Below are 12,900 nucleotides of genomic sequence, written 5' to 3'. Positions count from 1 at the left end.
TTAGCTTTTCTGTGCATTTTCTCCGTCTGTATACCAAATGAACTTACCTGTATAGCCATAAATAATAGCTAATGCGATTGCGACAAAGCTTAACCACATGAAAGGCAAATAAGAAAATGTGGAAACGCCAAGGATGCCGGCCATATAAATACCGTTATCCGTCCAAGGCACCATACCAGAAGTCAGCGTACCGCCAACTTCTGTATTACGAGATAGGACCCGGCGATCAAGATGCTGCCGATCATATGTCTTTTCCATCATTTTCGGAGTTAGTATTAAAGCAACATACATGGCACAGCCAAGAACGTTCCCTAGGAAAGCAACAATCAAGGTTGCTACGGTTGTGTTACCTGCAGAGACAAGCTTACTTTCAAAGGTCGAAACTATTACTTGCAGCACGCCAAGCTTTTCAAGCAAACCACCAAAACCAAGACCAAAAACAATAACCATTAGCGTATCGAGCATCCCCATTACGCCGCCTCGATTCAGGATGCCATCAATGAAGTTGACACCTGTTTCGATAGAGAAGCCATTATAAGCTGTTTGAAGAGCTGCAGGAAAGTCCATACCTTGGAATATGGTAGCCCAGATAGCTCCAAGCAGTGCCCCAGCCACGATGACAGGCATGGACGGTTTCTTCAGCGCAAGCAGTACGAGGACAAACAGTGCTGGTATCAGCATGACAATTCCGATATCAAAGTTGTCCTGTAATGCTCCTTTTAAAGACTCAACGCGCGCTTGGTCAATATCGTTGCCTCCATATAAGAATCCGGCAACGGTAAATAAAATGGCCGAAATGACGAAAGCTGGTACAGAAAGGAACAGCATCGCGCGGACGTGCTCGAGTACGTCAACCTTGGAAAGAGAGGAAGACAGCACCGTACTATCAGATAACGGAGACAGTTTATCCCCAAAGTACGCTCCAGAAAGAACAGCACCCGCAACAAGCGGCAGCGGCATGCCCAATCCTTCTCCGATTGCCATCATGGCGATACCAGCTGTACCAGCTGTACCCCATGAAGTTCCGGTAGCAATGGACATGACCGAACAGATAATCAGCGTGGCAAGCAAGAAGATGCTCGGATGAATAAACTCCAGTCCATAATAAATAATGGTAGGGACAACGCCGCCTGCAATCCAAGTCCCAATCAGCGTCCCAACCGAAACGAGGATCAGCACAGCCTCAAGACCATTCGATATACCGTTAATAATAGACTTCTGCAAATCTTGGAATGCATGTCCAAGCCGTATGCCAAGTATAATGACGACAAACCAGGATATGAAAAGTGCCAGTTGAATCGGCAAGTCAAGATAGACTGTAAATGACAATACGAGCGCTAGAAAGATTCCTAGTATGATAATAATCTCTGTTATTGTTGGTAATCTTGCTTCTTTCACTTCCAGTCCTCCTCAAAGATGTGTTAACCGCTTACAATCAGAAGCGGAAAAGAAATGCGCAAGTGCCTCTGATTTTTAAAATCAGAACACACGCGCATTTGTCTATTATCTATCAAAAAGTTCCTCGCCCGCAATACCTGGTTTGGTCATTTCGTATGGATTTAAGATAACATCAAGCTCTTCTTCGGATAAAACATCGTATTGCAAGCAAAGTTCACGGATAGATTTACCAGTAAGAATTGCTTCGCGAGCAATGCGTGCTGCAACTTCATAACCTAAATGCGGGTTTACGGCAGTTAGCAAGCCAACACTTTTATCCACATATTCTTTCATCAAATCCTCATTTGCTTCAATACCAATCAAACAGTTATCAGTGAACGAACGGAAGCCATTGTTCATAATGCTGATTGACTGCAGCAAGTTGAAGACAAGCACAGGTTCCATTACATTCAATTCTAGCTGTCCTGCTTCAGAAGCTAAGCAAATCGTATTGTCATTTCCGATAACTTGGAAGGCTATTTGGTTAATCATTTCGGCCATAACGGGATTTACTTTTCCTGGCATGATAGAGGATCCCGGCTGTCTCGCTGGCAAATTAATTTCATTCAAACCAGCTCTTGGACCAGAAGCCATTAAACGCAAGTCATTGGCAATCTTGGACATATTCATCATACATACTTTCAGCGTAGCGGAAACTTCTGTATAAGCGTCTGTGTTTTGCGTAGCATCAACAAGATGAACTGCCGATACGAGTGGAAGTCCGCTTATTTCAGTTAAGTGCTCTGTCACACGCTCAATGTATTTCGGGTTTGCGTTCAATCCAGTACCTACTGCAGTAGCGCCCATATTCACTTCATATAAGTGCTGACGGGATTGTTTGATACGCTTTATGTCTCTTTCCAGTACGCGGCTGTACGCTTCGAATTCTTGTCCCAATCGAATCGGTACCGCATCTTGTAAATGTGTACGCCCCATTTTGATGATAGAATCAAACGCCGTAGCTTTTTTCTTGAACTCACCGTGCATGTATTCCATTGTGTCTAGCAATTTCTCCAGCATGTTTAATGTAGAGATATGAATTGCTGTTGGAAATACGTCATTTGTTGATTGTGACATATTTACATGTGTATTCGGGCTTAACTGCTGGTAATTGCCTTTCTCATGTCCAAGAATCTCTAGTGCACGGTTGGTGATTACTTCATTCGCATTCATATTAATGGAGGTACCAGCGCCGCCTTGAATTGGATCGACAATAAATTGGTCATGCCACTGTCCATCGATTAATTCATCTGCTGCTTGCACAATAGCGTTTCCTAATCCTTCATACAATCGTTTTACATCCATGTTCGCAAGAGCTGCTGATTTTTTAACTATACCAAGCGCCTTGATCATCTCTTCATGGATACGATATCCCGTGATTGGGAAGTTTTCTGACGCGCGCAGCGTCTGAATGCCGTAATAAGCATCTTTTTGAATTTGTTTCTCTCCTAGAAAGTCTTTCTCTATCCGGTAATTTTCTTGTAAGTCTGCCATGACCTGAACCTTCCTTTTCACTTATTTAAGAGGGCCATATAGTAATATCATCAGCTATTGGCGTTTCCATCATACGTTTGACTTCCTTTGGCTCAGCGGACCTGCCTAGCGCCCACATGAGCTTCGGAACGATTGCTTCTGTGTTCATATTACTTGAACGGGTAATCAGTTCTTGATTGATGCGGCGTCCAACTTCGTAAATCGTCATGTCTTCGCCTTCTTCCAAGCACTGCGTTGTAATAACAACCACAACACCTTTTTCCACCAATTCATTGATTTTCTGCAGAAGGTCATGTCTTTCGAAAGGAATACCGCCGCTGCCATAGCTCTCAATTACGACGCCTTTGTACATGTTTGCTAATACATCAAATACTTCGGGCTTGAGACCCGGATACAACCTTAATAAGAGTACATCAGTACAGAGGGAAGTATCAACGGTAAACGGTTCATTTTGTGATTGAATTTTTTTGTTATATTCAATTCTGTCTTCATGGATGAACGCAATGTATGGATAATTGATGCTTTCAAATGCATCATAACTTTTTGTGCGCAGTTTAATTGCTCTCGTTCCTTGTATGACACGACCGTCAAATACAACATAAACACCGCCAATCTCCTCACAAGCAAAACGAATAGCATCCGTAATATTTCGTTTGGCATCTGTCTTTTGAAAGGTAATTGGAATCTGTGAGCCGGTAATGACAATTGGCTTGCTGGAATTTTGCAGCATATAAGACAGTGCTGCAGCTGTATAAGCCATTGTATCGGTACCATGGGTAATGATAAATCCATCGTACGCATCATAACGATGCTGTACTGCCTCCGCCATCGTAACCCAATCTTCAGGCTGCATATTAGTGCTGTCTAAATTCATAAGTGATAGTGTTTCCATTGTATAGTCATTGTTCATATCAGAAACATAATTCAACATTTCATTTGCATTAACAGCTGGTGCCAAACCGTTTTCGCCTTCAACTGACGCAATGGTGCCCCCGGTAGTTATCATTAATAGCTTTTTCATTTCCTGCACCTCTTCTATCTATCTATTATTAAGAAGTTATTCGCATATTGCGTACCTTCAATCTTATTATAGATAAAATGTAAGCGATAAGCAATGCGGTAGTATTCACTTCGCGTACAGCCCGTTTATTTTATGCTATAATAATAGGAAGTAAAAATAGCGGAGGACGTGTAAGATGAATCTGGATAGATTATCAGAATTGAGGAAGAAAAAGAATTGGTCACTGCAGGATACTGCGGATCGTCTCGGTATTGCGAAAAGTACGTATGCGGGCTACGAATCTGGATATCGGCGTCCGTCCTTTGAAGCATTGCTTATGCTGGCAGAGTTGTTTGAAACGACGTGTGACGATTTGCTTGGCCGTTCTTTCAGCACAACATTAGAACTGACCGATGAAGGGGATATGCAGCTATCTGTTGATCAAAGGGAGTTGACGGAACAGGAGAGGATAGGGGCAATCGCCTTTATTCGAACAACTAGAGAAATGCAATAAAAAACGCTTTGCAGACTGTCTGCAAAGCGTTTTCTTATGCGAGTGTTTTCTCCATTATACGTTCTTCTGGAAGAGAAGCACTTCCAAGAATATTATATGGCAAGCAAAGCGGGACGCCAGTTCGAGGATCAAGAATAACATCTGCTTCAATGTTAAACACTTCGCGTAAGTTGTCCGCTGTAACAGTATCAACAGGCGAGCCCTCACAAATGACGCGGCCTTTTTTAATAGCAATCATATGGTCAGCATACCGAGTAGCATGATTCAAATCATGAACGACCATGACAATGGTGCGATTTTCCTCACGGTTCAGTTTATGAAGCAGCATAAGCACTTCCAGCTGATGTGCCATATCTAAGAAAGTTGTTGGCTCATCAAGGAAAAGCGTCTCTGTTTCCTGGGCCAATGCCATTGCAATCCAAGCACGCTGGCGCTGTCCGCCCGAAAGCTGATCAACTGCACGCTGTTCGAAATCTGTCATACCAGTTACTTCAATAGCCCATGCAATTACTTCCTTATCATAAGGTGTAAGTGTGCCGAAGCCTTTCTGGTGGGGGTAGCGGCCATAAGCGACCAGTTCTGAGACTGTCAGTCCTTCTGGTGCTACAGGATTTTGCGGCAAGATCGCAAGCTGTTTCGCGACAGCCTTCGTTGATTGCTTATGAATGCTTTTTCCGTCCAATAACACCATGCCATTTTTCGGCTTCATAACGCGTGCCATTGTCTTAAGTATAGTAGATTTACCAGAGCCGTTTGCTCCGACTAAGGCTGTAATTTTCCCTTTTGGTATTTCTATTGTCAAATCTTTTACGATAGATTTATCTCCATAGGCTACTTCGAGTAATTCCGTTTGCAAACGTCCCATTACTGGTGTACCCCTTTCATCTTCTCTTTTGTGTGAGAATGAGAATCGTTATTAACTATATTGTCACAAAACAGGAAGCTATTCAAGCGTTATAAAGGAAATTTCATAAAAAAGTAAGATTATTTCCAAGTAGTCCCTGCGTTGACATAGTGCTGAATAGTCGGCTATGATAATGATAATGATTTTCAATTAAAGAGATCGGTATATAAAAGGGGAGGAAATCAAATGCAATTAGAGCAGTTGATTAAAAACAGAAGATCGATTACAAATTATGATACTAGTAAAGAAATTTCTTATGAAGAAATACAAGCATTACTGGACATTGCCGTTTGGGTTCCGAACCATAAGATGACGCAGCCGTGGCGCTTTATCCTAATCGATGGAGAAACGAAACAGCAGCTTGGCGAGCTTCATGGAAAAACAGGAGCAAAGGCAGCTGCAACGCCAGAAGAGAAGGAGAAGAAGGCGGAAGCGCTGAAGAACAAGATTACAGAGGTCCCGCTTTGGATTGCAGTGGTAGTAGAAGAGCATCCGCAAATGAAGTTCCGGGAAGAAGATTTCGCCTCTGCCAGCATGCTGATACAGAACTTCAGTTTGCTTGCTTGGGAGAAAGGTATCGGGACAATCTGGAAGACAAATGCTTTGCTTGAGAATCCGGAAGCAAGAGAGCTATTGCAAATTCAGCCAGGGGAGCGAAATATTGCACTTCTGCAAGTTGGATATATTGGAAAAGAGCCGAAAGCGAAGCAGAGAATTCTTGCTAGTGACCGGACAACGATCTTGAAATAAAAAACAGCGGTTCTGCGAGTGAGCAGAACCGCTGTTTTTTGCTTATACAATTTTCCTTCTTAAGTAACCAGAGATTAAGTCAATTACTGATACGAGTATAATAATACCCAGTAAAATAACCCCTACTCGCGGCCAGTTACGGGAAGTTAATGCAAAGATAAGCGGTGCGCCAATACCGCCTGCCCCAATAATTCCAAGAATGGAAGCACCCCTGACATTCAATTCAAAACGGTAAAGAGTATAAGAAATGAACCCAGGCAATACTTGCGGCAGAACAGAATAAACAAGTACTTGGAGGCGGTTAGCTCCAGTAGCAATCAACGCTTCTTTTGGTCCATGATCGATAGATTCTACTTCTTCAGCGAATAGCTTACCGAGCATCCCAATAGAGTGAAGACCTAATGCTAGTACACCAGCGAAAGAACCTGGTCCGACGGCCTTAATAAAGATAAGGGCCAGCACAACCTCTGGAAACACACGAATAAAACTTAGAATAAACCGGCCAATACCTGTTACGAAAAAGCCCGACTTATCTCTGCGGCTAGCTGCCCAGAAACCAAATGGAATCGTAAGAATAGCTGAAATGAACGTACCGAGGATAGAAATCGCAAGCGTGTCGATTAAACCCCATAACAATCCTTCTGGACCCGGGACAAACTCCCAATCAGGATGGATAATACCATCTAGTATAGCTTTTGAAATTTGGCCGGCAGTTTCCTTAATTTCAAACTCCTCGACACCTGCGAAAGCCCAAATATAAATAGCAGCTAAAATCACTAGAATTAACGCACGGTTGAATATACGTTTACCGCGACCTTTTGGGTTAGCGGCTGTTTGTGTAGATAGTTGGCTCATAGCAATTTCTCCCGAAGTTTATTACTCACAAAGTCAATGATTAACACAACTGCAAGTGTTGCGATAATTAGTGTGTTGACTCGCGGATAATTAAAGAAGCCCAGGTTGCTGTCGTAATACAGACCAATACCGCCGGCCCCTACGATCCCCAAAATTGCAGCAGCTCGCACATTCACCTCAAATGTATAAAGTACATAGGAAACAAAATAAGCAGCTGCTTGCGGGATGATAGAAAAAGCAATCCATTGAAACTTGTTTGCACCAACTGCAGTCATAGCTTCTAATGGTCCTTTATCAATACCTTCTACTGATTCATACGTAAGTTTTGCAATAATACCAACCGAGAAGATTGTTAAAGCAAAAATACCTGGAATCATACCCAAACCGAAGATTGCTACAAAAATAGCAGCTAACAGCAATTCGGGAATTGTGCGGATCAAGTTAAGCACAAAACGCGCCGGATACGAAATCCATGGAACCCGGTTAACATTATTCGCACATAACAGAATAACAGGGATGGAGATAATTGCACCAAAAGTTGTACCAATTACAGCCATACGAATCGTTTCCAGCATCGGCTCAATAATATCCTTAAAGTAAGCCCAATCCGGCGGAAACATCTCAATGATAAGATTCGCCATTTGATCGCGGTTATCAATCAGCTCTATAACACTGGAACCTGTTCCTAAGTAACTGAGCACAAGCAGGGCAATAACTAATGCTGCTGTCAGATAATGTTTTAGCTTAGAGGGCGGTTTCGGCACCATCTTCTTTGGAGTCTGGCTCTGGCTCATTCCGCTCCAGCCCCTAACCCGCGCTGCTGTTCTTCTTCCAGCTGCTGTCCGTATATTTCTCTGAACTTCTCATCAGTTGCTTCTTCTACAGGACCATCAAACACGACTTCTCCGGCATTCAATCCAATAATGCGTGTTGCATACTGACGTGCGATATCAATGAAGTGAAGGTTAACTACCGTTGTGATGCCAAGCTCCTGATTTATCTTCTGCAAGTCATCCATAACTTGTTTAGTAGTTAATGGATCAAGAGATGCTACGGGCTCATCGGCAAGGATAATTTTCGCTTCTTGCGCTAACGCACGGGCAATAGACACCCGCTGCTGCTGGCCGCCGGAAAGCTGATCCGAACGTGTATAAGCCTTGTCTACAATATTAACTCGATCTAATGCATTTAGAGCTAAATTGACATCTTGTTTTGGGAATAATCCGAAAACAGTTCGCAATGTGGAATGATAGGCGACACGTCCTGAAAGTACATTTCGAAGGACAGAGGATCGCTTAACAAGATTGAAGTTTTGGAAAATCATGCCGATATCCCGTCGAATCATTCGCAGACTTTTCCCTTTAGCTGCAGTGATAGAGGCATTATCAATCATAATTTCCCCTTCAGAGATTTCGTGCAATCTATTAATCGAGCGCAGCAAAGTGGACTTACCAGCACCGGAAAGACCGACAATGACAATAAACTCGCCTTTTTCGATAGTTAAGTTGATGTTCTTTAAACCTTTGACGCCATTAGGATATGTTTTCGAAACATTGCGAAATTCTATCACTTTCTATACCAACCTTTTTATGTAGTTTAATAGTTAAAGATAATAAGAAATACAGTTCGGAAAAAATATACATACAGACAAAAGCCCAGCCAGTCTAAGGAAATCTCAGGCCGGCTGGATTGATAGTTAGATTATAAACTTAATTATTCTTGTGCGAATTTTTGGTAGTCACGTACGATATCAAAGTTGCTTTCATTAGATTCTACATAACCTTCGTGAGAGTAAACTTCACGAATGATTTCCAAACCTTCGGGATCTTTACCGATGTTGATGAAAGCATCTGTGATTTTTTGTTTCCACTCGTCACTCATGTCTGGATCAACAGCAATTGTATCGTTTGGAATTTTTTCGGTAGTTGCAATAACTTTTGTATCTTCAAATACAGTCGGATAGTCACCTTTTACAATATTACGTGCATCCTGGAAAGTAACAGCTGCATCTGTGTCACCATTCAATACACTGACGATACCCATGTCATGACCCTTAACAATAGTTGGATTCAAGTCAGACTGGATGTCCAAACCAGCACCATCAAGTGCACCAGCTGGCCATACATAACCCGCAGATGAAGTGACATCCTGTACAGCGATGCTCTTACCTTCAAGGTCTTCAAGAGATTCGATATCGGAATCTTTCTTCACGACAAACTGTGCTAGATAAAAGTCTACTAGCTCATCAGTTGGAGAACCATCTTCCGGATTAACACCATAACGCTGAGATTGCAAGATTACATCAGCTGCACCTTTTTCATGTGCCAATGCGTATGCTGTAGGCGGAAGGAAACCAACGTCTACTTGATCAGAAGCCATTGCTTCCACGATTGTATTGTAGTTAGTGGATACACTTACATCAACAGGAATGCCCAGCTCTTCTTTAAGAAGTCCTTCGAGCGGCTCAGCTTTTGCTTCCAATGTCTCTGCGTTCTGAGAAGGAACAAATTGTACACGAAGTTCTTCTAGTTCTTTATTGCTGTCGCTTCCTTCTGCACTAGAGTCATCCGATCCACATGCACTTAGCAAGCCTGCTGCCAGAAATAGAGTTGCGCCAACACCTGCAATTTTCTTAAACATGATATACCCCCAAAGTTTTGTTTAATTTGCACTGCATGAACAACTATATCACGTCTTGTTCCAGTTTATGTTAACTTACTGTAATAAGAATGTAAAGATAGTTTTAGCATGTTATGATAGATAATAGCAAATACTGTTTTAATTCAGAAAACGATGCAGGAGGAATAGCCTGAATGAGTGAAAATACAACAAATATCACCTTGCTTGTAACGAGTGATGTGCATGGTAATATCTTTCCGACTACCTACCGTGATAGAGAACCGGCTCCACTTGGGTTGGCACGTGTTGCAACTTTAATTAGACAAATAAGGCAGGAAAAAGAACATGTTCTGCTTCTTGATAATGGCGATATGATACAAGGAACACCGCTGACGTATCATCATGCAAAATACGGTGCGGCAGAAGATAATCCAATGATCCGCTGTATGAATGAATTGAGATATGATGCTGCTGTAATCGGAAATCATGAATTCAATTACGGCATGCCTTACTTGCAGGCGGCTATCCAATCAGCTGCGTTTCCTTATCTATGCAGTAACATATTGGATAAGACAAAAAAGGAACCTGTATTTGGTAAGCCATACAAAATTCTAATGGCAAATGGAGTTAAACTTGCTATTCTCGGTGTTACTACGCATTTCATTCCAAACTGGGAAGACCCCAACCATATTGAAGGTCTGGCTTTTGAGCATGTGCTGGAATCGACAAGAAGATGGGTAAAGAAAGTCCGAGAAGAAGAACAGCCGGATGTCCTTGTCGTTGCGTATCACGGTGGTTTTGAACGCGATTTAGAGACAGGCAGTCCAACTGAATCACTTACTGGGGAAAACGTGGGCTATGAGATTTGTCATTCAATAGAAGGAATTGATGTTTTGGTAACAGGGCATCAGCATCGGACACTTGCGGAGAAGGTGAATGGGGTCACAGTTATCCAGCCTGGTTCCACTGGTGCATTTCTTGGTGAAGTAACCATTGATGTAGAGCAGCTGCATAATAAGAAGAAAAGCGTCACAACAGAATCAACATTACATCCTATTACTAACGAGATTGAACCGGACGAACAGCTCTTGACCCTAGTTTCTTCCTATGAAAATGAAACACAGAAATGGCTTGATCAGCCCATTGGAAAAATTGACGGCGATATGATCATTCATGATGCTTTTGAGACGAGAATAAAAGAGACAGCTTTCATTGAATTTATTAATAAAGTACAAATGGATGCAGCTGGTGTAGATATATCCAGTACCGCTTTGTTCCATAATGCATCTCCAGGATTCCCACAAGATATTACGATGCGGGATATTGTTGCTAACTATATTTACCCGAACACATTAAAGGTTATAGAGATTACGGGTGCTGATATGAAGCAGGCACTCGAACTATCGGCCACTTATTTCTCTTTAGATGAGGATTTAGAGCTCGAGGTTAGCCCGTCCTTTCTGGAACCAAAGCCGCAGCATTATAACTACGATATGTGGGAAGGTATCTCCTATACGTTAGATATCAGCCGAGAGGTCGGAGACAGGGTTCAAGGATTGTCGATAAAAGAAAATCCCGTTTTGGCGGATGAGACATACCAAGTAGTGATGAATAATTACCGAGCAGCTGGCGGGGGCGATTATATTATGTTTAAAGGAAAACCTGTAGTTCGTGAGATTACAACGGACATGACAGAATTAATTGCGGATTATATTAGCCAACGCAAAGTAATTGAAGCTGCTTGCAACCATAATTGGCAAGTTCGAAAGTGAGAAACAGGAGCAATAGCTTCTGTTTTTTCTTTGTAATTGGTAAATAAAGGGATATTGGAGTTGTCTTCTGTAACATTTGTCCTAAAAACAACGGAAAAACGACAGAAAATGAAGTGAAAAAAACAAAATAGAGCCAAGTCAATAAAAAAAAGCATTTTTCTATATTCCAGTTTTTAGGCTAAAAAGGGGGGTTTTTATTACAAAAATGCCCGATGTAGCTTGGTTATCTCTCTATTTATTACGAAAAGATTACAATGTAACAATAATATTGCTGTGAGGATTTGCTGTAATATAACCTTAAACTTCTTGTAACCCACTGGGTTAAGCCCATGTGATAGCATAAGTCTTGTTAGAAATTTAAGGAGGTAGACGGCGTATGAAAAAAACAGTCGTATCTTTAGCTACAGGACTAGTGGTCGCGGGGGCATTCAGCACAACAGCATCAGCTGCTGAATATAACGTTCAAACAGGGGATACCCTTTGGGATATCGCACACAAATACGAAGTAAGTGTTGATCAGCTTAAAGAGCTTAACCAACTTGATTCTGACCTAATCTTTCCTAATCAGAAGTTAAATATAGATAAAGAAACAACAAACACAACAGATTCATATACAGTAGTAAAAGGCGATACTCTATCTAAAATCGCAGGGAAGTTCAACGTATCGGTAGGAAACATTAAAGCATGGAACAGCTTGAATTCCGATTTGATTGTAATAGGTCAGCAACTTGCAGTGACTGGTAGCGAAACAGCAGCGGCAGCACCAGTAAAACAAGAAGCGGCTAAAGCGGAAGCTCCGAAACAAGAAGCTCCAGCACAAGAAGCGCCGAAGCAAGAAGCTCCAAAACAAGAAACAGCACCGAAGCAAGAAGCTCCAGCACAACAGGAGTCTAAACAAGAAGCAGAACCTGCTAAACAAGAAGCAGCTCCTGCCAAAGAAGAAACAGCAGCTGCAAGTACAAATCAAGAAGCTGCAAAAGAATTGACAGTATCAGCAACAGCATATACTGGACAATGTGATGGTTGTTCTGGTGTAACAGCTACTGGTATTGATTTGAATGCAAATCCAAATGCTAAAGTTATTGCAGTAGATCCAAGTGTTATTCCTCTGGGATCTCGTGTATGGGTAGAAGGCTATGGAGAAGCAGTCGCTGGCGATACTGGCGGTGCAATTAAAGGCAACAAGATCGATGTACACGTACCTGACAAAGGCACAGCACTTAGCTGGGGACGTAAATCTGTAACTGTAAAAGTTCTAGACTAATACAAATAGATGCAGCAGGTAGAGCAAATGGCGGTTTGCTTTGCCTGTTTTTTATTTATATATATATTATATTTTACCCGTTCGCGTGCAGAGTAAACGCTATCATTTTAAATTTATTGACGATTTGCTCGCCTCATTTAGTTGTATTTCACCTTGAAGCAAACCGATGATGCTGAAGCCAATGATCAGCAGAGCGAAGATGCCGATCAGCACTTTATGCATATAATTTCCCCCCTAATACGTGTATACTGATATCTTACAAACTTTTTGCGGGTACATCTAGCATAATTT

12 protein-coding genes are annotated in these 12,900 nt (G+C 41.9%); 4 read left to right on the top strand and 8 right to left on the bottom strand.

Annotated elements, in window-relative coordinates; genetic code table 11:
- The 3 genes from nhaC to KS242_RS14905 all read right to left on the bottom strand — a co-directional run bounded on the left by nhaC (position 1) and on the right by KS242_RS14905 (position 3,952).
- Complete coding sequence (nhaC, locus tag KS242_RS14915) at positions 1 to 1,398, bottom strand: Na+/H+ antiporter NhaC (protein WP_217322059.1); 1,398 nt, start codon at positions 1,396 to 1,398, stop codon at positions 1 to 3.
- Between the two features lie 105 nt (positions 1,399 to 1,503).
- Positions 1,504 to 2,931: an aspartate ammonia-lyase gene (aspA, locus tag KS242_RS14910; RefSeq protein ID WP_217322058.1), complete on the bottom strand. Its 1,428-nt coding sequence runs from the start codon at positions 2,929 to 2,931 to the stop codon at positions 1,504 to 1,506.
- Between the two features lie 25 nt (positions 2,932 to 2,956).
- Positions 2,957 to 3,952, bottom strand: a complete 996-nt coding sequence (locus tag KS242_RS14905; protein ID WP_217322057.1) for an asparaginase — start codon at positions 3,950 to 3,952, stop codon at positions 2,957 to 2,959.
- Between the two features lie 175 nt (positions 3,953 to 4,127).
- On the opposite strand from KS242_RS14905, the gene KS242_RS14900 reads away from it, so the two are divergent.
- A complete protein-coding gene (locus tag KS242_RS14900; protein ID WP_217322056.1) occupies positions 4,128 to 4,445 on the top strand; it encodes a helix-turn-helix domain-containing protein in 318 nt (105 codons plus the stop codon).
- A gap of 34 nt (positions 4,446 to 4,479) precedes the next feature.
- On the opposite strand, the gene KS242_RS14895 is transcribed toward KS242_RS14900, so the two are convergent.
- Positions 4,480 to 5,310: an ABC transporter ATP-binding protein gene (locus KS242_RS14895; protein WP_217322055.1), complete on the bottom strand. Its 831-nt coding sequence runs from the start codon at positions 5,308 to 5,310 to the stop codon at positions 4,480 to 4,482.
- Between the two features lie 225 nt (positions 5,311 to 5,535).
- Here KS242_RS14895 and KS242_RS14890 point away from each other — a divergent pair, with 225 nt between their 5' ends.
- Complete coding sequence (locus KS242_RS14890) at positions 5,536 to 6,099, top strand: nitroreductase family protein (RefSeq protein WP_217322054.1); 564 nt, start codon at positions 5,536 to 5,538, stop codon at positions 6,097 to 6,099.
- A gap of 42 nt (positions 6,100 to 6,141) precedes the next feature.
- Here KS242_RS14890 and phnE (KS242_RS14885) read toward each other — a convergent pair whose 3' ends face one another.
- From phnE (KS242_RS14885) to KS242_RS14870, 4 genes are all read right to left on the bottom strand, one after another.
- Positions 6,142 to 6,954: a phosphonate ABC transporter, permease protein PhnE gene (gene phnE / locus KS242_RS14885; RefSeq protein ID WP_217322053.1), complete on the bottom strand. Its 813-nt coding sequence runs from the start codon at positions 6,952 to 6,954 to the stop codon at positions 6,142 to 6,144.
- Positions 6,951 to 7,748 carry a phosphonate ABC transporter, permease protein PhnE gene (gene phnE, locus KS242_RS14880; RefSeq protein WP_217322052.1) on the bottom strand — a complete coding sequence of 266 codons (798 nt, stop codon included), beginning with the start codon at positions 7,746 to 7,748 and terminating at the stop codon, positions 6,951 to 6,953. Before phnE (KS242_RS14880) ends, phnE (KS242_RS14885) begins: the two co-directional genes overlap by 4 nt.
- Positions 7,745 to 8,524 (bottom strand): phosphonate ABC transporter ATP-binding protein, encoded by a 780-nt coding sequence (phnC, locus tag KS242_RS14875; RefSeq protein ID WP_217322051.1) that lies wholly within the window; start codon positions 8,522 to 8,524, stop codon positions 7,745 to 7,747. Before phnC ends, phnE (KS242_RS14880) begins: the two co-directional genes overlap by 4 nt.
- A 143-nt stretch (positions 8,525 to 8,667) precedes the next feature.
- Positions 8,668 to 9,594: a phosphate/phosphite/phosphonate ABC transporter substrate-binding protein gene (locus KS242_RS14870; RefSeq protein WP_217322050.1), complete on the bottom strand. Its 927-nt coding sequence runs from the start codon at positions 9,592 to 9,594 to the stop codon at positions 8,668 to 8,670.
- Between the two features lie 173 nt (positions 9,595 to 9,767).
- Here KS242_RS14870 and KS242_RS14865 point away from each other — a divergent pair, with 173 nt between their 5' ends.
- Both KS242_RS14865 and KS242_RS14860 read left to right on the top strand, forming a co-directional pair.
- Positions 9,768 to 11,345, top strand: coding sequence for a bifunctional metallophosphatase/5'-nucleotidase (locus KS242_RS14865; RefSeq protein ID WP_217322049.1), 1,578 nt, complete (start codon positions 9,768 to 9,770; stop codon positions 11,343 to 11,345).
- A 376-nt stretch (positions 11,346 to 11,721) separates the two neighbouring features.
- Positions 11,722 to 12,609 carry a 3D domain-containing protein gene (locus KS242_RS14860; protein WP_217322048.1) on the top strand — a complete coding sequence of 296 codons (888 nt, stop codon included), beginning with the start codon at positions 11,722 to 11,724 and terminating at the stop codon, positions 12,607 to 12,609.
- Positions 12,610 to 12,900: the final 291 nt, after the last annotated feature.

This window comes from Terribacillus sp. DMT04, from assembly GCF_019056395.1.
Lineage (GTDB): Bacteria > Bacillota > Bacilli > Bacillales > Amphibacillaceae > Terribacillus > Terribacillus aidingensis_A.
This window is presented reverse-complemented; position numbering and strand designations above follow the sequence as displayed.